This is a genomic window from Enterobacter sp. BNK-16, assembly GCF_048684955.1.
GTDB lineage: Bacteria > Pseudomonadota > Gammaproteobacteria > Enterobacterales > Enterobacteriaceae > Enterobacter > Enterobacter bugandensis.
Window position 1 is genome coordinate 3,854,013 of record NZ_JBLQTQ010000001.1, and the last position, 23,683, is coordinate 3,877,695.

Here is a 23,683-nt window from a genome sequence, read left to right on the forward strand (position 1 = left end):
CGTGTGAGTAAAATAACAGTGCGTTCGAAGATTTTCTGTGCAGGCAGGCTTGAGATAAATTCATAACTCTATGAAATATATGAGATGAACATTATTAGTAGAATTTATTATGACAGGTAAGCTTTTCAACTTTATTTATATGATTTGCTGATATTTATACAAAAAAAACGGCGCCGAAGCGCCGTTCTTTCGTATGAAATATCAATGTAACAAGCCGGGGAAAATGCTTTTAATACCCGTGATAATGAATTCGATCCCGAGTGCCATTAACAGCAGCCCCATGATACGCGTAATAACGTTGATGCCGGTCTGCCCCAGCAGGCGCACCAGCCACGGCGCCATGCGGAATACGCCCCAGCAACAGAGTGCGAAAACGGCAATCGCGACAGAAAAACCAATCAAATGCATGAGGCTATGGTAACGCGTGCCCCAGACAATGGTTGAACTGATGGCACCCGGCCCGGCCATGAGGGGCAATGCCAACGGAACCACGCCGATACTTTCGCGGATGGCGGTTTCTGACTTTTCCTGCTTGTTCTGCTTATCCTCACCCAGCTTACCGCTGATCATGGACATGGCAATGGTCACCACCAGGATCCCGCCCGCAATGCGGAAGGAGTCAATCGAGATGCCAAAGAGCTGGAGAATGGCATCACCCAGGAAAAGCGAGGTGAGCAAAATGATTGCCACAGACAGGTTAGCGGTAAGATTGGTTTTGTTCCGGGCCGCCGCCGTCTGGTAACTGGTCATACTAATGAAGACAGGAATGATCCCCACCGGGTTGACCAGGGCAAACAGACCAATAAAAAATTTGAAATACGTTGGAAAATCAAAGAGCGTTTGGATCACGTTTTGCTCCGCTTTTGCGCATGCCCGGGACAGTTACATTGTTAGGAAAAAACGCGCTGAAGATACGCTTTTTATTAGCATACTTCACCAGAAATCTGTGCCAAAACGTTAGCATTTCAGAATGTTAAACATATGTTGAGACAATGATAGCGTCACTTCCAATAGTTACTTAATTAATTAACAGTGGAAATATATCCATTAAATAACCCTGCTGAAAGGTATCAGCTTGGTGGAAAATTGACGCAGATCATGATTTCCGTACTCAGAAGTGAGTAATCTTGATTACGCCCCCAGGGAGGTCACCTGACAAAAAGGGATGATGCTAAGGTAAGGCTCTTTTAGTAAATTAGTGTACTGGAGCATAAAGTAACCCTTTGTTTTACTTTATGTAACGCAAGTCATATTGGCACTGTCTATACTGTCTGACGTATCGAGCGCTGGTTTACTAAAAGAGTTTAAACATTATCAGGAGAGCATTATGGCTGTTACTAATATCGCTGAACTGAACGCCCTCGTCGAGCGCGTTAAAAAAGCCCAGCGTGAATATGCCAATTTCACCCAAGAACAGGTTGATAAAATCTTCCGCGCGGCCGCTCTGGCTGCTGCAGATGCTCGAATCCCTCTCGCTAAAATGGCCGTTGCCGAATCTGGCATGGGTATCGTTGAAGATAAAGTGATCAAAAACCACTTTGCTTCTGAGTATATCTACAACGCCTATAAAGATGAGAAAACCTGTGGCGTTCTGTCTGAAGACGACACCTTCGGGACGATCACCATCGCCGAACCTATCGGCATCATTTGCGGTATTGTTCCAACGACTAACCCTACTTCAACGGCTATCTTCAAATCGCTGATCAGCCTGAAGACCCGTAACGCAATCATCTTCTCTCCACATCCACGTGCGAAAGACGCAACAAATAAAGCAGCCGACATCGTTCTGCAGGCAGCAATTGCTGCGGGCGCACCAAAAGATCTGATTGGTTGGATCGACCAACCTTCTGTTGAACTGTCTAACGCGCTGATGCATCACCCGGACATTAACCTGATTCTGGCGACCGGTGGTCCTGGTATGGTTAAAGCAGCATACAGCTCCGGTAAACCAGCAATCGGTGTAGGCGCAGGTAACACCCCCGTTGTTATCGATGAAACCGCTGACATCAAACGTGCTGTTGCGTCTGTGCTGATGTCTAAAACCTTCGATAACGGCGTTATCTGTGCATCTGAACAGTCTGTAGTTGTTGTTGATTCCGTGTACGACGCAGTACGCGAGCGTTTCGCCAGCCACGGCGGCTACCTGCTGCAGGGCAAAGAGCTGAAAGCGGTTCAGGACATTATCCTGAAGAATGGCGCGCTGAACGCTGCTATCGTAGGTCAGCCAGCCTATAAAATCGCTGAACTCGCAGGCTTTACCGTTCCGGCGACCACCAAGATCCTGATCGGTGAAGTTAAAGTTGTTGACGAAAGCGAGCCGTTTGCTCACGAAAAACTGTCTCCTACGCTTGCTATGTATCGTGCGAAAGATTTCGAAGACGCGGTAGAAAAAGCCGAGAAGCTGGTTGCCATGGGCGGTATCGGTCATACCTCATGTCTGTACACCGACCAGGATAACCAGCCAGAGCGTGTCGCCCACTTCGGTCAGATGATGAAAACTGCCCGTATCCTGATTAACACCCCTGCTTCTCAGGGTGGTATCGGTGACCTGTATAACTTCAAACTCGCACCTTCCCTGACTCTGGGTTGTGGTTCCTGGGGTGGTAACTCCATCTCTGAAAACGTTGGTCCAAAACACCTGATCAACAAGAAAACCGTTGCTAAGCGAGCTGAAAACATGTTGTGGCACAAACTTCCGAAATCTATCTACTTCCGCCGTGGCTCTCTGCCAATCGCGCTGGATGAAGTGATTACTGATGGCCACAAACGTGCGCTCATCGTGACTGACCGTTTCCTGTTCAACAACGGCTACGCTGACCAGATTACCTCTGTGCTGAAAGCGGCTGGCGTCGAAACTGAAGTGTTCTTCGAAGTTGAAGCTGACCCAACCCTGAGCGTTGTACGCAAGGGTGCTGAACTGGCGAACTCCTTCAAACCAGATGTGATTATCGCACTGGGTGGTGGTTCCCCAATGGACGCCGCGAAAATCATGTGGGTTATGTACGAACATCCGGAAACCCACTTCGAAGAGCTGGCGCTGCGCTTTATGGACATCCGTAAACGTATCTACAAGTTCCCGAAAATGGGCGTGAAAGCGAAAATGATCGCCGTCACCACTACTTCCGGTACCGGCTCAGAAGTGACGCCATTCGCGGTAGTAACAGATGACGCAACAGGTCAGAAATACCCGCTGGCTGACTACGCGCTGACGCCAGATATGGCTATCGTTGATGCCAACCTGGTAATGGAAATGCCGAAGTCTCTGTGTGCGTTCGGTGGTCTGGATGCCGTGACTCACGCGCTGGAAGCCTACGTTTCTGTACTGGCGTCTGAGTTCTCTGACGGTCAGGCTCTGCAGGCTCTGAAACTGCTGAAAGAAAACCTGCCAGCGTCCTACAACGAAGGTTCTAAAAACCCTGTAGCACGTGAACGTGTCCACAGTGCAGCAACCATCGCCGGTATCGCGTTTGCGAACGCCTTCCTGGGTGTTTGCCACTCTATGGCGCACAAGCTGGGTTCACAGTTCCACATTCCTCACGGTCTGGCGAACGCCCTGTTGATCAGCAACGTTATCCGCTATAACGCCAACGACAACCCAACCAAGCAGACTGCGTTCAGCCAGTATGACCGTCCGCAAGCGCGCCGTCGTTATGCTGAAATCGCTGACCACCTTGGTCTGAGCGCACCGGGCGACCGTACTGCTGCGAAGATTGAGAAACTGCTGGCATGGCTGGAAAGCCTGAAAGCTGAACTGGGTATTCCTAAATCTATCCGTGAAGCAGGCGTTCAGGAAGCTGACTTCCTCGCTCACGTAGACAAGCTGTCTGAAGATGCCTTCGATGACCAGTGTACTGGTGCTAACCCGCGCTACCCACTGATCTCCGAGCTGAAACAGATTCTGCTGGATACCTACTACGGTCGTGAGTTCAAAGAAGGTGACGTTGCTGCTGTGAAAGCAGAAGCTCCGATCATTAAAGCTGACAAGAAAGCGAAGAAAAGCGCTTAATTGACAGTCTGAGGAAAAAACCCGCCTGTATGGCGGGTTTTTTTTATGTCTGAATAACGGCAGATATTATTTTCTGTTGTCGTGCTGGATCGCCGTCAGCGAGCCTACGGACAACGCTTCCTTATAATGCTTACGGCAGACCGACACATAGCGTTCATTGCCACCAATCACCACCTGCTCACCGTCCGCATAAGGTTTTCCAGCCTGGTCGAGACGAAGCACCATGCTGGCCTTGCGTCCGCAGAAACAGATAGTTTTTAGTTCAACCAGCTTATCTGACCAGGCAAGCAAATACTGGCTTCCGGCAAACAGCTCCCCGCGGAAGTCCGTACGCAGCCCGTAGCACAGAACGGGGATATCGAGCTCATCAACCACTTCAGAGAGCGCGTGCACCTGTTCACGCGTCAGGAACTGGCTCTCATCAACCAGCACGCAGTGAATGGGCTCTGACGCATGCGCAGCGCGGATATCCTCCAGCAGGTCAGTTTGCGGGTTAAACAGCCTGGCTGGCGAAGAGAGGCCTATTCTGGAACTCACCTTCCCTGCACCGAAGCGATCGTCGATTTCAGCGGTATAAACAACGGTACGCATTCCTCGTTCCTGGTAATTGTATGAGGATTGCAGCAGTGCGGTGGATTTCCCGGCATTCATTGCCGAATAGTAGAAATAAAGTTGTGCCATTGGCCGTAAAACCCTAATCAATGTGTAATATTCCCGATGATTCATTGTACCATATTTTGTCTGGTCATCAGCGACACTCCGCACAAACGATGCCGTGCTGAAAGGTGTAAAACACCCTCTTTTCGCAAAAATAATCCGCTAAAACAGAGAGTAATGGCGGTCATGCTGGTGAACAGGTTATATGATTAGCCAAACATAACACTTCTTTTTATTGTGGAATCTACGTTCATTAAAATTCACTATTTATTAACTATTCCTGCCTTAACATCGTCGCCTGGAACTAATACAAAAGGCTGATATTTATCCGCCGAAACTATAATTCCTGCGGCAAATGTCACAAAAAAAAGATGCAAGCGGCGGGGTTAAGCAGGTTATCGTGATAACAAGCGAGACTGCCAAAGAGGAAATTTAAGTTAGCGTAATTAATAATAGCGGCTTTATTTAGTATTTTTTGAATTCCTTACATTCCTGGCTATTGCACATCTGAATTTATGGCTCTATTATTAGGTCAACAAACCACCCCCCATTATAAGTTTGAGATTACTACAATGAGCGAAGCACTTAAAATTCTGAACAACATCCGTACTCTTCGTGCGCAGGCAAGAGAATGTACCCTTGAAACGCTCGAAGAAATGCTGGAAAAATTAGAAGTTGTAGTTAATGAACGTCGCGAAGAAGAAAGCGCTGCTGCTGCTGAAATCGAAGAGCGTACGCGTAAACTGCAGCAATATCGTGAAATGCTGATTGCTGATGGTATCGATCCAAATGAATTGCTGAACAGCATTGCTGCTGCAAAAACCGGTACCAAAGCAAAACGCGCTGCCCGTCCTGCTAAATATAGCTATGTAGATGAGAACGGCGAAACTAAAACCTGGACCGGCCAGGGCCGTACTCCTGCTGTAATCAAGAAAGCTATGGATGAGCAAGGTAAACAGCTGGATGACTTCCTGATCAAGGATTAATCAAGCCGAATTCAGAAAAATCCCGCCTCTGGTGGGATTTTTTTTGCCCGCAATTTATCACTAACATCCTCTTACACTCCGTCATAAAGCGTTATTCGACTATTTAGTTTCGCTTACAAACAGGCTGATCATGGCGTTTTATGGGCATAAAAAAACCGGTGGGCAGGGCCACACCGGTTTCATAGATTTACGCCTGGATTATTTCTTAATACCCATACTCTCTTTGAGCCAGCCTTTAAATTCTTCACCCAGCGTATTATGGCGAATGCCGTATTCAACGAACGCCTGCATATAACCGAGCTTATTACCGCAGTCATGGCTCTTACCTTTCATGTGGTAAGCCTCAACGGTCTCTTTCTCGATCAGCATATCAATGGCATCCGTCAGCTGGATTTCATCCCCTGCTCCTGGAGGCGTTTTCGCCAGCAGAGGCCAGATTTCAGCACTCAGGACATAGCGACCCACCACTGCCAGATTAGACGGCGCTACGTCGGCTTTAGGCTTCTCTACGACACCAACCATTGGCACGCTTTCGCCTGGCTCAAGGTTCACGCCCTTGCAGTCAACCACACCGTAAGCGGTCACGTCTTCAACTGGCTCAACCATAATCTGGCTGCAGCCCGTTTCGTCAAAGCGGTGGATCATCTCAGCCAGGTTGTCCTGAGAGAGATCGGATTCGTATTCATCCAGAATCACGTCAGGCAGAATAACCGCGACGGGCTCATCACCCACAACCGGGTGTGCACACATAACCGCGTGGCCCAGACCTTTAGCCAGCCCCTGACGAACCTGCATAATGGTAACGTGCGGAGGGCAAATAGACTGAACTTCTTCTAACAGCTGACGCTTAACGCGTTTTTCCAGCATGGCTTCGAGTTCAAAACTTGTATCGAAGTGGTTTTCGATAGAGTTTTTAGATGAATGCGTAACCAGCACAATTTCAGTAATGCCGGCCGCGATACACTCATTAACGACATACTGGATTAATGGCTTATCAACCAGAGGCAGCATCTCTTTAGGAATCGCCTTAGTTGCTGGTAACATCCTGGTCCCCAATCCCGCTACCGGGATGACGGCCTTTCTGACTTTCGAATTTAGGGCAGCCATTCAAATTCTCCTGAGCTGTTCAAGTTTTGAACTTTTATGCAATAAATAACGCGTTGAGTATATCAGCCTCGCCCCGCAGTCCGGGTCTGAAAAGAACGCGTTGCCGATGAATTAGGACAAATACGCATGAATCTGGGCAGCGATAGTAGCACTCCCGAGAAAACACAGGTAAAGCAATCTTAAAATTAAGATCCAATTGCTTATTCCGTGGACAACATTAAGCGAAGCCTTCCCCCGGCACCCCAAATTTGGCACTGCCAGGAAGAACAGCGATGGCTAATTTGATTTAGATACGCCGTTCCCAGTGTTCCAAGCGGCACCCCGTTACTCACCTGAATATGGTGTTCCCCGGTATTCAGTGACGCGTTGAGACCTGCAGAAACGAGGATAAGATTCTTTAAACCGCTATGGTAATAACCAACCAGCAGCGGGAACTGTCCGGGTAAATTGGCCTGACGAAAAAGCTGGTTTACCTGTTTGAGTAAACTGCCTAACTCAGGGAGCCGTTGTCCCTGATGTGATAACTGTTCCTGCAATAATCCATTAAAGAGCGCGCGAAGTAACAATGCAGCTAATACGCCATTATCCCCTGCACGGGTTACGTCCAGAGAATAAAATGCGAGGTCGGAATCAGACAGAGGTGCAATATCCAGCACCAGCCCAGGCTGATCGGCCGCCACCAGCTGGCGATAGTTTACGCGGCAGTGGGAAATAGTTTGCTGAACGGGAGGCTGAAGTTCTTGCAACAATTTCGCCGCCGCTGGCGGATTACTCACCAGCGCGTCCCAGTCCTGAAAAAGGCGTTCCTCTTCCTCAACGCGGGAATTAAACATATTTGGATAAAGGCACGCTAATACCGTCTCACGTAACCGGTTCAGATCTTTGACGGGTTTCAGCAGAATATCCTGAACGCCAAGACGTAATGCTTTGGCAATATCCGCCATATTTTCTGTCGCGGAGATCACCAGAATGGGCATCTGGTCCCCCTCGTTGCGCAGATGTTCAACCAGTTTCAGCCCATTCATTCGCGGCATCGCGATGTCGCAAATCATCAGATCGGGCGTAATACCGGTCATTTTTTCCAGCGCGTCGACACCATCTTCAGCCAGTAAAGTGTTTGCTCCCAGCGAGGATAACCACGAATCCAGTAGCGATCGGAAAACGGGCTCGTCTTCAACAATCAAAATGTGTTTTCCGGCCAATGGCTGCGTCATGGTTCCTCCCCTGGCTGACAGTTACTAAATAGTGGCATGCTATCGGCACTATCGCCTGTCAGATTTTGCTGAAGTAGTCAAAAAAAGGTGCTTAACGTGCTGTTCGCACAAACGGCAGCAACTCGTCTATTTTCTTTTCGACGGCTAGCGAGCCCGCTGCGATGGCGGCCTCAGCCCGATGGAAATCAAGGGTAGAGATTTGCGGACAGTAAGGCTGAATAAGAATATCCGGAGGATCGCCAGCCATACGGTTACGTTTAAGGCGATTCTCAAGAACCTGAATTGAGGTGGTCATGATCTCCATGGCCGTCGGTGCGGCAACCGAGCGTCGTGCGGCCAGGCGACCAATTCTTCCGCGCAGGCGTTCATGCCAGGCAAGCTTTTCGATGTCGGCATCTTCGCTCTGCAGATTGACCGGCATAAGGTCTTGCTGCATCAGATGAGCGTCGTGCTGCAAATCAACGGCGATGACGATGTCCGCCCCCATGGCGCGCGTCAGAGAGATGGGAACCGGGTTCACGACGCCACCATCGACAAGCCAGTAACCGTTATGGGGCACGGGCGCCATAAGCCCAGGAATACTGCATGAAGCACGCACCGCAAGGTGAATATCCCCTTCGGTCAGCCAGAGTTCACGGCCTGTGCTGAGATTGGTTGCGACGGCGCCGAAAGGCATCCGGCAGTCAGTAAAGTCTTCGAGAGGCATCACCCGGCGGAACTGGTTAAAGACGCGTTCACCGCGCAACAGCCCACCGCGCTGCCAGGAGAGATCCATCAGACGCAGCACGTCCCAATAGCTGAAGGAGCGCACCCAGGTTTCGAGATCCGGAAGCTTGCCGCACGCGTAGGCGGAGCCGACAAGCGATCCGATTGAACATCCTGCTACGATATCGACGTCAACGCCCATCTTGTTTAAGGCATTAATCACGCCGATATGAGACCATCCCCGGGCTGCACCTGATCCCAGCGCCAGTCCAATTTTAACCTTTCTCATTAGCCCTGTTTTACTTCCCCTGGATTCCTGACATAGCGTCAACGCAACTGCTCAGTTAACATAGTGCTACCCGAGGCGTTTTACGCCCTTATTTTTTGTTCCAGGAAGAGAATCGTGTCTCAACTCTGCCCCTGTGGTAGCGCTCTGGAGTATAGCCTATGTTGCCAGCGATATCTTTCTGGCAATCAGGTTGCACCGGATCCGTCACACCTCATGCGTTCACGGTATACTGCTTTTGTGATCAAAGACGCAGACTACCTGATAAAAACCTGGCACCCGTCCTGCCACGCCGCCGATTTCCGACAGGAGATCGAAGCCGGGTTCGCCAACACCCACTGGCTTGGGCTTACCGTGTTTGAATCGTCACCCGGTAGCCACCACGACGAAGGCTTTGTCAGCTTTGTTGCCCGTTTTACCGAGAACGCCAGGCCTGGCGCCATTATCGAGCGTTCCCGGTTCTTAAAGGAAAGCGGGCAGTGGTATTATATTGACGGTACGCGCCCACAGTTTGGTCGTAACGATACCTGCCCTTGTGGTTCAGGAAAAAAATTCAAAAAGTGTTGCGGGCAGTAACGCCTGACAACCCAGACTTCGCAAATACAAACAGGATTTCCCGGCGATGCAATCATTACAACGTAAAGTTCTGCGCACTATCTGTCCCGATCAAAAAGGGCTGATCGCACGAATCACCAATATTTGCTACAAGCATGAACTGAATATCGTGCAGAACAACGAGTTCGTTGACCACCGTACCGGTCGCTTCTTCATGCGTACCGAACTGGAAGGCATTTTCAACGACACCACCCTGCTGGCCGATCTGGACAGCGCGCTGCCGGACGGTTCCGTGCGTGAGCTGAATCCTGCGGGCCGTCGTCGCATTGTGATTCTGGTGACGAAAGAAGCTCACTGCCTGGGCGATCTGTTGATGAAGGCCAATTACGGCGGCCTGGACGTAGAAATTGCCGCTGTTATTGGCAACCACGAAACCCTGCGCACGCTGGTTGAGCGTTTTGATATTCCGTTTGAGCTGGTGAGCCATGAAGGCCATACCCGTGAAGAGCACGACAACCTGATGGCTGCTGCCATTGAAGCGCATAACCCGGACTACGTGGTGCTGGCGAAATATATGCGCGTGCTGACGCCTTCCTTCGTCGCCCGCTTCCCGAACAAGATTATCAACATTCACCACTCGTTCCTGCCGGCCTTTATTGGCGCGCGGCCTTATCACCAGGCGTACGAGCGCGGCGTGAAGATCATCGGCGCAACCGCGCACTACGTGAATGACAATCTGGACGAAGGTCCAATCATCATGCAGGACGTGATTCACGTGGATCACACCTACACCGCAGAAGATATGATGCGCGCCGGACGTGACGTTGAGAAGAACGTGTTGAGTCGTGCCCTGTATCAGGTGCTGGCGCAGCGTGTCTTTGTCTACGGTAACAGAACCATCATTCTTTAATCTTTCGGAAAATGAATTGATTAGCTTTGCGCCTTTACGGATAAAAAGCAGGCAAACAGCTTCTTTTCCCTAAAGGAATGCTTTACAGGGGCGTCTCATTTGATATGATGCGCCCCGCTTCCAGCAGGAAGCAGGCCAGTAAAAACGCATTACCCCGTGGTGGGGTTCCCGAGCGGCCAAAGGGAGCAGACTGTAAATCTGCCGTCATCGACTTCGAAGGTTCGAATCCTTCCCCCACCACCATCTCTCAGCACGACCTCAAAATTTGAATTACCCCTGGTGGGGTTCCCGAGCGGCCAAAGGGAGCAGACTGTAAATCTGCCGTCATCGACTTCGAAGGTTCGAATCCTTCCCCCACCACCATCACTTTCAAATGACACTTAACATTCTGCTCGCACCGTGCATTATGTATTTCCGCAAGGGGAAGGATGAGAAGCTTCGACTAAGGTTCGATTCGAGCGCAGCGAGAAAGCGTTGCCGCAGGCAACGACCCGAAGGGCGAGGCGCAACGCGCCGAGTAATCCTTCCCCCACCACCATCACTTCAAAAAACCCGAACAAAATCGAACCGAGTCCGCCTTCGTAGGCCTGGTAAGGCGCAGCCGCCACCCGGCGACAGACGACTACATTGGCGGCAAACGACGCTTCACCGGCGAACTTTTCACAATCGACGTATTACATTGGGCATGTTCCGCCAGCCCGTCCAGCAGCGCATCCAGTTGTTCTATCGATCGCACCACCAGCCTAATCACAAAGCAGTCTTCCCCGGTCACCTTGTCGCTCTCAATACACTCCGGCATCGCCTGTATGTATTTATCCACCTTATGCAACAGCCCCGGCAAAGGCCGCACCCGTACCAGCGCCTGCAGCGTATACCCCAGCGCCGCGAGATTCACCCGTGCGCCATAGCCCTGAATCACACCGCGCTCTTCCAGCCGCTTCAGACGCTCTGCCGTGCTGGGTGAGGTCAGGCCGATACGGCCGCTGAGCACCTTCAACGACATGCGCGCATCCTCAACCAGGCAGGCTAAAATTTGCCGATCGATATCATCAATAAGGTATTCCACTCGTTTCACCTAATTTAAAAAAGCAGTTAACACCTTCAACCTTATCTCATCCCTGTAAAACCCAACAGCGATTTCCGACAATAGCGTTATTAATCAGGAGGTGAATAATGCGTGATTTACATAAAGGCGTCTGGCAGATGAGTCTGGCGATGTTAATTTCCGGCTCTATCGGCGCGTTTGTTTTGCTCAGCGGTCTGCCGGTGACGGAAGTGGTGTTCTGGCGCTGCCTTATTGGGGCAATAGCGCTTTTCATTTTTATCCGGGTAAGTCAAAAGCCCTTTAGCCCCCTCACCCGCACCACGCTGCTGCTGGCGATTCTCGGCGGTGTGGCATTAGTGGTGAACTGGCTGCTGCTCTTCGCAGCCTATGAGCGGATCTCTATTGGTCTTTCGACCGTGGTCTATAACACTCAGCCGTTTATGCTGGTCCTGATGGGGATGTTTTTAGGCGAGCGCGTCAGCGTGGTGAAATGGGGCTGGCTGTTCCTCGCCTTCGGCGGCGTGGTGATACTGCTCTCCAGCGAGCTGACCGGCACCCACGACACTGAATGGCTGGCGGGTATCGGTCTGGCAATGGCCGCGGCCTTCTTCTACGCGCTGACGGCAGTCATTGCGCGCAAACTGAAAACTATCGCACCGCAGCATATTGCCTTTATTCAGGTGCTGACGGGCGTCGTGATGCTTCTGCCGTTTGCCAGCTGGCCGTCATTTTCCGGTGATTTTCCCTGGCCGATCCTGCTGACGCTCGGCATCGTCCATACCGGCATTATGTATCAGCTGCTCTACAGCGCGATTCAGAAGCTACCTACCCCCATTACCGGCTCCCTGTCGTTTATCTATCCGGTGGTGGCGATCGTTGTCGATAACCTGGTGTTCGGGCACTCGCTGAACCTGACGCAGCTGGCGGGCGGCGCGTTGATCCTGTTTGCTGCAGCGGGCAACAACCTGGGCTGGGGCGAAAAAAAACCCCGCGAAAGCGGGGTTGGTATCAAGACGCTGAATTAGCGACGGGCACGCACAATCTGGTATTTGCGCGTCAGGTACTCCACCGGCGCGCTCCAGATATGCACCAGTCGGGAGAACGGGAACAGCACAAACAGCGTCATCCCCAGCACCAGGTGAACGCGGAAGATAAACGCCACGCCGTCCAGGTGCTCAGACGCTCCGCCGTGGAAGGTCACGACGGACTGCGCCCACCCCACCAGCTTCATCATTTCACTGCCGTCCATATGCTGCGCAGAGAATGGAATAGTCAGCAGACCCAGCGCGCACTGCACCATCAGCAGGGAGAGGATCAGGATGTCCGCTGCAGTGGTGGTTGCACGCACGCGCGGGCTGAACAGACGACGTTTCAGCAGCAGCAGGCCACCCACCAGGGTCATCACGCCGCAAGCACCGCCGGCGATCATCGCCATCTTCTGCTTCACTTCAATCGGCAGCCACGCTTCGTACATCCAGTGCGGCGTCAGCATCCCAAGGAAGTGACCGGCAAAAATCCCCAAAATACCGATGTGGAACAGGTTAGACGCGACGTGCATCCCTTTGCGATCCAGCATCTGGCTGGAGGCAGCACGCCAGGTGTACTGGCCGTAGTCATAGCGCAGCCAGCTTCCCACCAGGAATACGGTGCCCGCGATATACGGGTAAATGTCAAAGAAGAACATATTCAGGAAGTGCATTAGTGCCGTCCTCCGTTAGAGATATTCAAATATTGCGGGGCAACCGCGCCGGCAAAACGACGCTGGTGAGCGGAGATTTCAGACTCGCCGCAGTTCTGGTCAGCAAAGAATTTCACCTGCTCTTCTTCCCAGACCGCATCCAGCGCTTGCGGGGTATCGTCGCGGGCTTCATCCGCAATTTTCTCCGCCACTTTTTCACTGTCTACAGAGGCGTTCGCCAGCTTCACCAGCAGATCGAACAGTACGGCATAGCGGCTCTCGCGCTGCTGTAGACGCGCGCCGAGCAGCGCAAGAATCGGGGCGATATCCTGCAGACCGCCCAGCGCCTCTTCTTTCGGCAGCTGCGCCAGATACTCCAGGTACAGCGGCAGGTGGTCCGGAAGCTCGCGGCTGTCGAGCTGCAGGCCGTGCTGCTCGTACTGGGCCATCAGGTCCACCATCGCCTGACCGCGGTCGCGGGATTCACCGTGAACGTGCTCAAACAGCAGCAGAGACGTCGCACGACCACGGTCAAACAGCTGGCTGTAGTCCGCCTGCGCGTCGAGCAGATCGCGCGCCAGCAGATCGCGGAGGAAAACGCCAAGCCGCTGGGCATCCTCTTTATCCAAGTTTTCAGATGACGCGAGTGCATCAAAGAGTTCCTGTTGATGCTGCGCAAGCGCAGCATCAGGGTACTCGAGCAGACGCGAAACAATGACGAGTTCAATCATTGGTGCGGCTCCGTTTTGCTGGTCACATCCATGGCGTCGATGCGGCGGCTGTTGAACAGGTTGAATTTACTGTCTGACCCGTGGCAACCGTCGCCAAAGGTAAAGCCACACCCGCTTTTCTCCGGGAAGGCCTCGCGCGCCAGCTCGCGGTGGCTGCTTGGCACCACGAAACGATCTTCGTAGTTAGCGATTGCCAGATAGCGGTACATCTCCTGGGCCTGCGCTTCGGTCAGGCCGACCTCTTCCAGCGCGCGGGTATCGTTCACGCCGTCAACGGTTTCCGCACGTTTGAAGTGGCGCATCGCCAGCATACGTTTCAGCGCCAGCAGTACCGGCTGGGTATCACCGGCGGTCAGCAGGTTGGCCAGGTACTGAACCGGGATACGCAGGCTTTCCACGTCAGGCAGAATGCCGTTGCTGCCCAGCTCGCCCGCGTCCGCCGCAGACTGAATCGGAGACAGCGGCGGCACGTACCAGACCATCGGCAGGGTGCGGTATTCCGGGTGCAGCGGCAGAGCCAGCTTCCAGTCCATCGCCATTTTGTACACCGGCGACTGCTGTGCGGCGTCGATGACGCTCTGCGGAATGCCGTCTTTCAGCGCCTGCTCAATCACCTTCGGATCGTTCGGATCGAGGAAGACGTCCAGTTGACGCTGATAGAGATCTTTCTCATTCTCGGTGCTTGCGGCATTCTCAATCGCGTCCGCGTCGTACAGCAGCACGCCGAGGTAACGAATACGACCTACGCAGCTCTCGGAGCAGACGGTCGGCATACCGGCTTCGATACGCGGGTAGCAGAAGATGCACTTCTCAGACTTACCGCTCTTCCAGTTGAAGTAGATTTTTTTGTACGGACAGCCGGTGATGCACATGCGCCAGCCGCGGCACTTGTCCTGGTCGATAAGTACGATGCCGTCTTCTTCACGCTTGTAGATGGCACCGCTCGGGCAGGTCGCGACGCACGCCGGGTTCAGGCAGTGTTCGCACAGGCGCGGCAGATACATCATGAAGGTGTTTTCGAACTGGCCGTACATCGCCTTCTGCATGTTCTCGAAGTTCTGGTCTTTGGCGCGCTTTTCGAACTCGCCGCCCAAAATTTCTTCCCAGTTTGGACCGCTGGTAATTTTGTCCATGCGCTGACCAGTGATCAGCGAGCGAGGGCGGGCGATCGGCTGGTGTTTGCTTTCCGGCGCGTTGTGCAGGTTCTGGTAGTCGTAATCAAACGGCTCGTAATAGTCCTCAATGCCCGGCAGGTGCGGGTTAGCGAAGATTTTACCCAGCAGCATTGCGCGGTTACCCATGCGCGGCTGCAGCTTGCCGTTGATTTTGCGGATCCAGCCGCCCTTCCACTTCTCCTGGTTTTCCCAGTCGGTCGGGAAGCCGGTGCCCGGCTTGCTTTCCACGTTGTTGAACCAGGCGTACTCCATACCTTCGCGGCTGGTCCAGACGTTTTTACAGGTGACCGAGCAGGTATGACAGCCGATGCATTTATCCAGATTCAGCACCATGCCGACTTGTGAACGAATTTTCATTTTACGCTCTCCTGTACCTGGTCATTACCTTCGCCGTCTAACCAGTTAATATTCTTCATCTTACGTACCACCACGAACTCATCGCGGTTCGATCCTACGGTGCCGTAGTAGTTAAAGCCGTAGGCCAGCTGCGCATAGCCACCGATCATGTGGGTCGGCTTCGGCGTAATACGGGTCACGGAGTTGTGAATACCGCCGCGCTGCTCGGTGATCTCTGAACCCGGCAGGTTCACGATACGTTCCTGCGCGTGATACATCATGGTCATCCCGGCCGGTACGCGCTGGCTCACCACCGCACGCGCCGTCAGGGCGCCGTTGCTGTTGAACACTTCAATCCAGTCGTTATCTTCGATACCCAAGTCTTTGGCGTCCGCTTCGCTCATCCAGACAATCGGCCCCCCGCGTGACAGGGTAAGCATCAGCAGGTTGTCGCTGTAGGTGGAGTGGATACCCCACTTCTGGTGCGGCGTCAGGAAGTTCAGCGCCTTCTCAGGGTTACCGTTCGATTTCGCGCCCATTACCGCTTTCACGGAGCGGGTGTCGATTGGCGGACGGTACACCAGCAGGCTTTCACCGAAGTCGCGCATCCACTGGTGGTCCTGATACAGTGACTGACGGCCGGAAAGCGTGCGCCATGGGATCAGCTCGTGAACGTTGGTATAACCAGCGTTATAGGACACATGCTCATCTTCCAGACCAGACCAGGTCGGGCTGGAGATAATCTTGCGCGGCTGGGCCTGAATATCGCGGAAGCGGATTTTCTCTTCCTCTTTATTCTTCGCCAGATGCGTGTGGTCGCGACCGGTAAATTCACTCAGGGCCGCCCACGCTTTCACCGCCACGTGGCCGTTGGTTTCCGGTGCCAGGGTCAGGATCATCTCCGCCGCATCAATCGCCGTGTTCAGCATTGGCTGGCCTTTGGCCGGGCCGTCTGCTTTGGTGTAATTGAGCTTGCGCAGCAGGTCCATTTCGCTCTGGGTGTTCCAGGCGATGCCTTTGCCGCCGTTACCGATTTTCTCCATCAGCGGGCCGATGGAGGTAAAGCGCTCGTAGGTTGCCGGGTAATCACGTTCAACCGGAATGATGTGCGGCGCGGTCACGCCCGGGATCAGGTCGCATTCGCCTTTTTTCCAGTCCTTCACGTCAAGCGGCTGCGCCAGTTCGGCAGCGGAGTCGTGCTGAATTGGAAGCGTCACCACGTCGGTCTCTTTGCCCAGGTGACCTACGCAGACTTCGGAGAATTTCTTCGCGATGTCTTTGTAAATATCCCAGTCGCTTTTCGATTCCCACGCCGGGTCAACGGCGGCAGACAGAGGATGAATAAACGGATGCATGTCCGAGGTATTCATGTCGTCTTTTTCGTACCAGGTGGCGGTTGGCAGCACGATATCGGAGTACAGGCAGGTGCTGGACAGACGGAAGTCCAGCGTCACCACCAGATCCAGCTTGCCGTCCAGACCGTTGTCTTTCCACTCCACTTCTTCTGGCTTCACGCCGCCCTGCTTGCCGAGGTCTTTACCCTGAATACCGTTCTCGGTGCCCAGCAGGTATTTCAGCATGTACTCGTGGCCTTTACCGGACGAGCCCAGCAGGTTGGAGCGCCAGATGAACAGGTTGCGCGGATGGTTTTTGCCGTTCTCAGGCTGTTCTGCCGCGAAGCGGATGGAGCCTTCCTTGAGCGATTTCACGGTGTAATCCACCGGCGACATGCCCGCTTGCTTCGCCTCTTGTGCAATGCGCAGCGGGTTAGTGCCCAGCTGCGGCGCAGACGGCAGCCAGCCCATGCGTTCAGCGCGCACGTTGAAATCAATCAGGTGGCCGCTGTAGCGGGATTTATCCGCCATCGGCGACAGCAGTTCCTGCGCAGTAACCGTCTCGTAGCGCCACTGGCTGGAGTGGTTATAGAAATAGGAGGTGCTGTTCATGTGACGTGCCGGACGCTGCCAGTCAAGGGCAAACGCCAGCGGCTGCCAGCCGGTCTGCGGACGCAGTTTTTCCTGGCCCACGTAGTGCGCCCAGCCGCCGCCGCTCTGACCGACGCAGCCGCAGAAGATCAGCATGTTGATCAGACCGCGATAGTTCATATCGAGGTGATACCAGTGGTTCAGACCGGCACCCACGATGATCATCGAGCGACCGTGGGTCTTGTCGGCGTTTTCCGCAAACTCGCGGGCGATACGAACGATCTGCGCGCGCGGTACGCCGGTGATCTGCTCCGCCCAGGCCGGGGTGTAGGCCTTCACGTCGTCATAGCTGGTTGCGCAGTTTTCGTCGTTCAGACCGCGCTCCAGGCCGTAGTTCGCCATGGTCAGGTCATAGACGGTGGTAACCAGCGCGGTAGAACCGTCGGCCAGCTGCAGGCGCTTAACCGGCAGCTTGTGCATCAGCACGTTTTTCAGTTCAACCTTGTTGAAGTGCTCGGAACCTTCACCGCCAAAGTACGGGAAGCCAACCTCGGCGATCTCGTCCTGGCTGCCCAACATGCTGAGGCGCAGCTCCGTCTCTTCACCGGTGGTGCCGTTGCGCTGCTCAAGGTTCCACTTGCCCTTCTCGCCCCAGCGGAAGCCGATAGAGCCGTTTGGCGCCACCAGTTCGCCGTTGCTGTTATAGGCAACGGTTTTCCACTCAGGGTTGTTTTCCTGGCCCAGCGCGTCCACCAGATCGGCGGCGCGCAGCGTGCGGCCCGCGGCATAGTAGCCCTCACGCTCTTCCAGCATCACCAGCATCGGCATGTCGGTGTAGCGACGCACGTAGTCGGTGAAGTACTGGCTCGGTTTGTCGAGGTGGAATTCGCGCAGCATGACGTGGCCCATCGCCATCGCCATCGCGGCATCGGTACCCTGTTTCGGTGCCAGCCACAGGTCGCACAGCTTGGCGATTTCCGCGTAGTCCGGGGTGACCGCAACGGTTTTGGTCCCTTTGTAGCGGACTTCGGTAAAGAAGTGCGCGTCCGGGGTACGGGTCTGCGGAACGTTAGAGCCCCAGGCGATAATGTAGCTGGAGTTGTACCAGTCGGCGGATTCCGGCACGTCGGTCTGCTCACCCCAGGTCTGCGGAGAGGCAGGCGGCAGGTCACAGTACCAGTCGTAGAAGCTCAGGCAGGTCCCGCCGATAAGCGACAGGTAGCGCGCGCCGGAAGCGTAAGAGACCATCGACATCGCCGGGATTGGCGAGAAGCCCGCCACGCGGTCAGGACCGTAGGTTTTTACGGTATAGACGTTGGAGGCGGCAATCAGCTCGTTCACCTCTTTCCAGGAAGAACGAACGAAACCACCGCGACCGCGCGCCTGCTTGAAGCTTTTCGCTTTGTCGGCATCTTCAATGATAGAGGCCCACGCATCAACCGGGTCGCTGTGCTGCACTTTCGCTTCACGCCACATTTTCATCAGGCGTTTGCGCATCAGCGGATATTTCAGACGGTTGGCGCTGTAGAGATACCAGGAGTAGCTGGCCCCGCGCGGGCAGCCGCGCGGTTCATGGTTCGGCATATCCGGACGGGTGCGCGGATAGTCGGTCTGCTGCATTTCCCAGGTCACCAGACCGTTTTTAACGAAAATCTTCCAGCTACATGAGCCAGTGCAGTTTACGCCGTGGGTAGACCGGACGACTTTGTCATGCTGCCAGCGCTGGCGGTAACCGTCTTCCCAGTCCCGGTTGGTATCCAGAACCTGGCCGTGCCCATCGGCAAAAGTTTCACCCTTCTGTTTGAAGTAGCGAAACCGGTCCAAAAATTTGCTCATCGGGTATCTCCTGTATGGAGCCTGTGGCTCTCTAAATCGACATTGCTGATTTGCAGCGAAGGTAACGCCCTGAAAGAGGGGGAGAATTGATAACGATCAAGACGAAGAGGGACTGTAAAAGGAGGGGTTAGACCAAATACCACCAAAGCGGTATATTTTTAAAACGAATAAATGAATGATTTATAAAGATATTTATCATTCATCGTACAATAACCCCGGCAAAATTTAACATCTCAGGTATTAAGGGGTAGACATCCCTGCAAAGCGATGGCGATCACGGTGTTACCCGCAGATGACTGCTGTAAAAGCTTTCAGTATGTTGTAACTATTATTCAGTCGAAAAAAACGCGGCCCGAAGGCCACGTTAACGGATAATCACACTTACTTGTTTTTCTTGGTATTACGGCCATATACCAGCCACGTAATCACGACGCAGGCGATATAGAAGACGAGGAAGACTTTCATGGCGCCAGCCGGAGAGCCGGTCAGGTCAAGCGAGATGCCGAACGCTTTCGGAATAAAGAAGCCGCCAATTGCGCCAATAGCCGAGATAAAGCCCAGGGCCGCAGCCGTATCCGTCGCCGCTTCACGCATGGCCTGCTCTTCGCTTCCGCCCTGCGCTTTCACGCGATCCATCGTCAGCTTGCGGAAGATCACGGAGATCATCTGGAAGGTAGAAGCACTCCCCAACCCGGCCGTCAGGAACAGCACCATAAACACGCCGAAGAAGGCAAAGAAGTTACCGCCCTGCCCGTCAGAAGGCAGCGTCAGGAACAGCAGCGCGCAGAAGACTGCCATCACAATAAAGTTCACCAGCGTAACGCGAGTCCCGCCCAGACGGTCGGAGATCATGCCGCCCAGCGAACGTGCCAGTGCGCCAATGAACGGACCGAAGAAGGCGAATTGCAGGATCTGCACGTCCGGGAACTGGGTTTTCGACAGCATGGCAAAGCCCGCTGAGAAGCCGATAAACGAACCGAAGGTAGCCAGATACAGCAGCGCCATCACCCACAGGTGTCCACGCTTCAGCACCGGAAGCTGCTCGCTCAGGGATGCTTTCGACGCGCTCAGATCGTTCATAAAGAACCACGCAGCCAGGGTGAAGACCACCAGGAACGGGACCCAAATCCAGGCCGCGTTCTGCAGGTAGAGGGAAGAACCATCCGCCTGCTCAACGCCGCCGCCACCGAAGGCGGCAAAAATAGAAACAGAGATCGCCAGCGGCGCAATCAACTGCATCACGCTTACGCCCATGTTGCCCAGACCGCCGTTAATTCCCAGCGCGCCGCCCTGTTTCGCTTTCGGGAAAAAGAAGCTGATGTTCGCCATGCTGGAGGCGAAGTTAGCGCCGGCGAAACCGCACAGCAGGGAGATAATCACGAACACGCTGAACGGCGTGGAGGTATCCTGCACCGCGAAGCCTAGCCACACGCAAGGGACGATCATGATGCCCGTACTGAACGCCGTCCAGCGACGGCCACCGAATACCGGGACCATAAACGCGTAAGGGACACGCAGCAGCGCCCCAGACAGCGACGGCAATGCGGTAAGCATAAACAGCTGATCGGTCGTGAACGTAAACCCTACTTTCGGCAGGTTTACCGCGACCGCGCTAAACAACATCCATACGCAAAACGCTAAAAGCAGACACGGAACGGAAATCCACAGATTCCGGCTTGCTACACGATGGCCGCGCTGTTGCCAGAACGCCGGATCCTCTGGACGCCAGTCTGTAATAACAGCACCATTTTCCCTTTCGGGAGCGGATGAGTGACTCATAGACACCTCTGATTCTCGAATGATGCTGCAAACATTAGGGTTTTAGGGCGGCGGTAAGTTGATATAAATCAAAGGAAAAGTGCGGGGATTTGCGGCGCAAAAAAAGGGGTTATCCTTAGTGAGTAGGATAATTCGGTAAAAAAGACGTGGTTTTTCACTGCACTGAAGGTTCCTTGCTACCACCGCTTCTTCACCTATACTCCGTTGGCAATTTAGGGGTAATCCTTTATTGGTATGGGTATACTCCAGGGTATGCACCAGAATAGCGCCATTCCTGCAAGCAGGCCACGTCAGGAGCCCGGCAACTCTATGTTAAAAAGATGTTTATCACCGCTGACTCTCGTCAATCAGCTAGCCCTGATTGTTTTGCTGTCTACCGCCCTTGGCGTGGCCGGCATGGCGATTTCCGGCTGGCTGGTACAAGGGGTACAGGGTAATGCGCATGCCATCAACGAGGCAGGTTCTCTACGCATGCAGAGTTATCGTCTGCTGGCGTCGGTCCCCCTGACGCAGGACGATCGGCCCTTAATTGATGAAATGGAGCGCACGGCCTTCAGCCCCGAACTGGAAAACGCCGCCATCCGCGCCGGCCAGCAGTCCCAGCTTAAAGCCCTGCAGGGCTACTGGCACACCCAGCTGGAACCCGGTCTGAAACAGGCGCGCAGCACCGAAACCGTTGCGCAGGACGTAGCGGGTTTCGTCTCCCGCATTGACGCGCTGGTCTCCTCTTTCGACCAAACCACCGAATTACGCATCGACCGGGTGGTAATGGTACACCGTGCCATGGCGCTGTTTATGGGCCTGCTGCTGATCTTCACCATTATCTGGCTCCGGGCGCGGCTGCTGAATCCCTGGAAACAGCTGCTGGCGATGGCGCGCGCCGTAACGAACAGAGATTTTACCCAGCGCACGCACATCAGCGGCCGCAACGAGATGGCCATGCTCGGCCAGGCGCTGAACACCATGTCGGCGGAGCTCTCCGAAAGCTACGCGGTGCTGGAGCAGCGCGTGCAGGAAAAAACCGCCGGGCTGGAGCAGAAAAATGAGATCCTCTCCTTCCTGTGGCAAGCCAACCGTCGGCTGCACATGCAGGTGCCACTATGTGAACGCCTTTCGCCGGTGCTGAACGGCCTGCAAAATCTGACTCTGCTGCATGACCTGGAGCTGCGGGTTTACGATGTGGAAGATGAAGATAATCATCAGGAGTTTACCTGTCAGTCCGACATGTCCTGCGATGATAAAGGCTGTCACCTGTGCCCGCGCGGCCTGCCGCTGCAGGCTTCTGGCGGCACTACCCTGAAGTGGCGGCTGACGGACAGCCACACCCAGTACGGTATTCTGCTGGCCACCCTGCCAGCCGGACGTCATCTGAGCCACGACCAGCAGCAGCTGGTGGATACCCTGGTTGAACAGCTAACGGCCACGCTGGCGCTCGACAGGCACCAGGAAAAACAGCAGCAGCTGATCGTCATGGAAGAGCGCGCGACCATCGCCCGCGAGCTCCACGACTCTATCGCCCAGTCGCTCTCCTGTATGAAAATGCAGGTGAGCTGCCTGCAGATGCAGGACGCGGAAATGCCGGAAAGCAACAAACAGCTGCTGAGCCAGATCCGCAACGAGCTGAACACCTCCTGGGTACAGCTGCGCGAGCTGCTGACCACCTTCCGCCTGCAGCTGACCGAGCCGGGGCTGCGCCCGGCGCTGGAATCCAGCTGCCAGGAATTTAGCGCCCGGCTCGGCTTCCCGGTGAAGCTGGATTACCAGCTGCCGCCGCGGTTTGTCCCTTCCCATCAGGCGATTCATCTGCTGCAGATCGCCCGCGAAGCGCTGAGCAACGTGCTCAAACACGCTGAAGCGACGGCGGTTACGGTTACCGTCAGCCAGCACGCTAAACAGGTCAGGCTGACGGTTCATGACAACGGTCGCGGCGTGCCGGAAAATGCCGAACGCACTAACCACTATGGTTTAATCATTATGCGAGACCGCGCCCAAAGCCTGCGCGGTGATTGCCAGGTTCGACGGAGAGAGACGGGTGGTACGGAAGTTGTGGTCACCTTTATTCCCGAAAAACCGCTTACAACTGCTCAAGGAGAAACCCATGACTAATCAGGAACCGGCATCCATCCTGTTGATCGACGACCATCCGATGCTGCGTACTGGCGTAAAACAGCTGGTCAGCATGGCACCCGACATTACCGTGGTTGGCGAAGCCAGCAACGGTGAACAGGGTATTGAGCTGGCCGAATCCCTCGATCCGGATCTGATCCTGCTCGATCTCAACATGCCCGGCATGAACGGTCTGGAAACCCTCGACAAGCTGCGCGAGAAATCCCTTTCCGGTCGCGTGGTGGTCTTTAGCGTCTCCAACCACGAAGAGGATGTGGTCACGGCGCTGAAGCGCGGCGCGGATGGCTATCTGCTGAAGGATATGGAGCCAGAAGACCTGCTGAAGGCGCTGCAGCAGGCCGCCGCAGGCGAGATGGTGCTGAGCGAGGCCCTGACGCCGGTGCTGGCCGCCAGCCTGCGGGCGAACCGCGCCACCTCTGACCGCGACGTCAGCCAGTTAACGCCGCGCGAACGCGATATTCTGAAGCTGATTGCCCAGGGCCTGCCGAACAAAATGATCGCCCGCCGCCTGGATATCACCGAAAGCACGGTTAAAGTGCACGTGAAGCATATGCTCAAGAAAATGAAGCTAAAATCCCGCGTTGAAGCCGCGGTGTGGGTCCATCAGGAACGTATTTTTTAGGCA

Annotated in this window: 18 protein-coding genes, 2 tRNA genes and 1 other RNA gene; 10 read left to right on the plus strand and 11 right to left on the minus strand. The window is 54.2% G+C overall.

The window, feature by feature from the left end; genetic code table 11:
- Positions 1-201: 201 nt before the first annotated feature.
- The gene (locus tag ACMGGH_RS18595) at positions 202-849 is read right to left on the minus strand and encodes a YchE family NAAT transporter (protein ID WP_232948362.1); all 648 of its coding nucleotides are present in this window, start codon (positions 847-849) and stop codon (positions 202-204) included.
- Positions 850-1,327: 478 nt separating this feature from the next.
- On the opposite strand from ACMGGH_RS18595, the gene adhE reads away from it, so the two are divergent.
- Positions 1,328-4,006 carry a bifunctional acetaldehyde-CoA/alcohol dehydrogenase gene (gene adhE / locus ACMGGH_RS18600; RefSeq protein ID WP_048999273.1) on the plus strand — a complete coding sequence of 893 codons (2,679 nt, stop codon included), beginning with the start codon at positions 1,328-1,330 and terminating at the stop codon, positions 4,004-4,006.
- 66 nt (positions 4,007-4,072) lie between these two features.
- On the opposite strand, the gene tdk is transcribed toward adhE, so the two are convergent.
- Entirely contained in the window at positions 4,073-4,687 is a 615-nt protein-coding gene (tdk, locus tag ACMGGH_RS18605) for a thymidine kinase (protein ID WP_028013433.1), read from the minus strand.
- Positions 4,688-5,235: 548 nt separating this feature from the next.
- On the opposite strand from tdk, the gene hns reads away from it, so the two are divergent.
- Entirely contained in the window at positions 5,236-5,649 is a 414-nt protein-coding gene (hns, locus tag ACMGGH_RS18610; RefSeq protein ID WP_028013434.1) for a histone-like nucleoid-structuring protein H-NS, read from the plus strand.
- 198 nt (positions 5,650-5,847) lie between these two features.
- Here the strand turns inward: hns and galU are convergent, their stop codons facing one another.
- From galU to rssA, 3 genes are all read right to left on the minus strand, one after another.
- A complete protein-coding gene (gene galU, locus ACMGGH_RS18615) occupies positions 5,848-6,756 on the minus strand; it encodes a UTP--glucose-1-phosphate uridylyltransferase GalU (protein ID WP_028013435.1) in 909 nt (302 codons plus the stop codon).
- Between the two features lie 200 nt (positions 6,757-6,956).
- Positions 6,957-7,970, minus strand: coding sequence for a two-component system response regulator RssB (gene rssB / locus ACMGGH_RS18620; protein WP_028013436.1), 1,014 nt, complete (start codon positions 7,968-7,970; stop codon positions 6,957-6,959).
- 91 nt (positions 7,971-8,061) lie between these two features.
- Complete coding sequence (gene rssA / locus ACMGGH_RS18625; RefSeq protein WP_047368711.1) at positions 8,062-8,964, minus strand: patatin-like phospholipase RssA; 903 nt, start codon at positions 8,962-8,964, stop codon at positions 8,062-8,064.
- Between the two features lie 114 nt (positions 8,965-9,078).
- Between rssA and ACMGGH_RS18630 the strand changes: the two genes are divergently transcribed.
- From ACMGGH_RS18630 to ACMGGH_RS18650, 5 genes are all read left to right on the plus strand, one after another.
- On the plus strand, positions 9,079-9,537 hold the full coding sequence (locus ACMGGH_RS18630) for a YchJ family protein (protein WP_041909602.1): 459 nt from the start codon (positions 9,079-9,081) through the stop codon (positions 9,535-9,537).
- A gap of 46 nt (positions 9,538-9,583) precedes the next feature.
- Complete coding sequence (gene purU, locus ACMGGH_RS18635) at positions 9,584-10,426, plus strand: formyltetrahydrofolate deformylase (protein WP_028013439.1); 843 nt, start codon at positions 9,584-9,586, stop codon at positions 10,424-10,426.
- Between the two features lie 158 nt (positions 10,427-10,584).
- Positions 10,585-10,669 (plus strand) — tRNA-Tyr (locus ACMGGH_RS18640).
- A gap of 35 nt (positions 10,670-10,704) precedes the next feature.
- Positions 10,705-10,789 (plus strand) — tRNA-Tyr (locus ACMGGH_RS18645).
- 44 nt (positions 10,790-10,833) lie between these two features.
- A non-coding RNA gene (locus ACMGGH_RS18650) (RtT sRNA) lies at positions 10,834-10,964 on the plus strand.
- Between the two features lie 84 nt (positions 10,965-11,048).
- Here ACMGGH_RS18650 and ACMGGH_RS18655 read toward each other — a convergent pair.
- On the minus strand, positions 11,049-11,492 hold the full coding sequence (locus ACMGGH_RS18655) for an Lrp/AsnC family transcriptional regulator (protein WP_041909598.1): 444 nt from the start codon (positions 11,490-11,492) through the stop codon (positions 11,049-11,051).
- A gap of 107 nt (positions 11,493-11,599) precedes the next feature.
- Between ACMGGH_RS18655 and ACMGGH_RS18660 the strand changes: the two genes are divergently transcribed.
- The gene (locus ACMGGH_RS18660) at positions 11,600-12,496 is read left to right on the plus strand and encodes a DMT family transporter (protein WP_232948363.1); all 897 of its coding nucleotides are present in this window, start codon (positions 11,600-11,602) and stop codon (positions 12,494-12,496) included.
- Here the strand turns inward: ACMGGH_RS18660 and narI are convergent.
- The 5 genes from narI to ACMGGH_RS18685 all read right to left on the minus strand — a co-directional run bounded on the left by narI (position 12,493) and on the right by ACMGGH_RS18685 (position 20,931).
- A complete protein-coding gene (narI, locus tag ACMGGH_RS18665; RefSeq protein ID WP_021240339.1) occupies positions 12,493-13,170 on the minus strand; it encodes a respiratory nitrate reductase subunit gamma in 678 nt (225 codons plus the stop codon). The genes ACMGGH_RS18660 and narI overlap by 4 nt on opposite strands.
- The gene (gene narJ, locus ACMGGH_RS18670) at positions 13,170-13,880 is read right to left on the minus strand and encodes a nitrate reductase molybdenum cofactor assembly chaperone (protein ID WP_028013443.1); all 711 of its coding nucleotides are present in this window, start codon (positions 13,878-13,880) and stop codon (positions 13,170-13,172) included. Before narJ ends, narI begins: the two co-directional genes overlap by 1 nt.
- Complete coding sequence (narH, locus tag ACMGGH_RS18675) at positions 13,877-15,412, minus strand: nitrate reductase subunit beta (RefSeq protein ID WP_028013444.1); 1,536 nt, start codon at positions 15,410-15,412, stop codon at positions 13,877-13,879. Before narH ends, narJ begins: the two co-directional genes overlap by 4 nt.
- Positions 15,409-19,152 carry a nitrate reductase subunit alpha gene (locus tag ACMGGH_RS18680; RefSeq protein WP_193051683.1) on the minus strand — a complete coding sequence of 1,248 codons (3,744 nt, stop codon included), beginning with the start codon at positions 19,150-19,152 and terminating at the stop codon, positions 15,409-15,411. Before ACMGGH_RS18680 ends, narH begins: the two co-directional genes overlap by 4 nt.
- A gap of 381 nt (positions 19,153-19,533) precedes the next feature.
- Positions 19,534-20,931 (minus strand): NarK family nitrate/nitrite MFS transporter, encoded by a 1,398-nt coding sequence (locus ACMGGH_RS18685; protein ID WP_047364940.1) that lies wholly within the window; start codon positions 20,929-20,931, stop codon positions 19,534-19,536.
- A gap of 309 nt (positions 20,932-21,240) precedes the next feature.
- Between ACMGGH_RS18685 and narX the strand changes: the two genes are divergently transcribed.
- Positions 21,241-23,037 (plus strand): nitrate/nitrite two-component system sensor histidine kinase NarX, encoded by a 1,797-nt coding sequence (gene narX, locus ACMGGH_RS18690; protein WP_192971176.1) that lies wholly within the window; start codon positions 21,241-21,243, stop codon positions 23,035-23,037.
- A complete protein-coding gene (gene narL / locus ACMGGH_RS18695; protein ID WP_003856701.1) occupies positions 23,030-23,680 on the plus strand; it encodes a two-component system response regulator NarL in 651 nt (216 codons plus the stop codon). The genes narX and narL overlap by 8 nt, the downstream gene beginning before the upstream one ends.
- Positions 23,681-23,683 lie beyond the last annotated feature (3 nt).

Excerpts from the sequence above, each read along its gene's own strand:
- tdk (WP_028013433.1), bottom strand. The coding sequence starts at position 4,687 with ATGGCACAACTTTATTTCTACTATTCGGCAATGAATGCCGGGAAATCC.
- narJ (WP_028013443.1), bottom strand. The coding sequence starts at position 13,880 with ATGATTGAACTCGTCATTGTTTCGCGTCTGCTCGAGTACCCTGATGCT.
- narH (WP_028013444.1), bottom strand. The coding sequence starts at position 15,412 with ATGAAAATTCGTTCACAAGTCGGCATGGTGCTGAATCTGGATAAATGC.
- adhE (WP_048999273.1), top strand. The coding sequence starts at position 1,328 with ATGGCTGTTACTAATATCGCTGAACTGAACGCCCTCGTCGAGCGCGTT.
- ACMGGH_RS18680 (WP_193051683.1), bottom strand. The coding sequence starts at position 19,152 with ATGAGCAAATTTTTGGACCGGTTTCGCTACTTCAAACAGAAGGGTGAA.
- rssB (WP_028013436.1), bottom strand. The coding sequence starts at position 7,970 with ATGACGCAGCCATTGGCCGGAAAACACATTTTGATTGTTGAAGACGAG.
- hns (WP_028013434.1), top strand. The coding sequence starts at position 5,236 with ATGAGCGAAGCACTTAAAATTCTGAACAACATCCGTACTCTTCGTGCG.
- rssA (WP_047368711.1), bottom strand. The coding sequence starts at position 8,964 with ATGAGAAAGGTTAAAATTGGACTGGCGCTGGGATCAGGTGCAGCCCGG.
- ACMGGH_RS18660 (WP_232948363.1), top strand. The coding sequence starts at position 11,600 with ATGCGTGATTTACATAAAGGCGTCTGGCAGATGAGTCTGGCGATGTTA.
- narL (WP_003856701.1), top strand. The coding sequence starts at position 23,030 with ATGACTAATCAGGAACCGGCATCCATCCTGTTGATCGACGACCATCCG.
- narI (WP_021240339.1), bottom strand. The coding sequence starts at position 13,170 with ATGCACTTCCTGAATATGTTCTTCTTTGACATTTACCCGTATATCGCG.
- narX (WP_192971176.1), top strand. The coding sequence starts at position 21,241 with ATGTTAAAAAGATGTTTATCACCGCTGACTCTCGTCAATCAGCTAGCC.
- ACMGGH_RS18685 (WP_047364940.1), bottom strand. The coding sequence starts at position 20,931 with ATGAGTCACTCATCCGCTCCCGAAAGGGAAAATGGTGCTGTTATTACA.
- purU (WP_028013439.1), top strand. The coding sequence starts at position 9,584 with ATGCAATCATTACAACGTAAAGTTCTGCGCACTATCTGTCCCGATCAA.
- galU (WP_028013435.1), bottom strand. The coding sequence starts at position 6,756 with ATGGCTGCCCTAAATTCGAAAGTCAGAAAGGCCGTCATCCCGGTAGCG.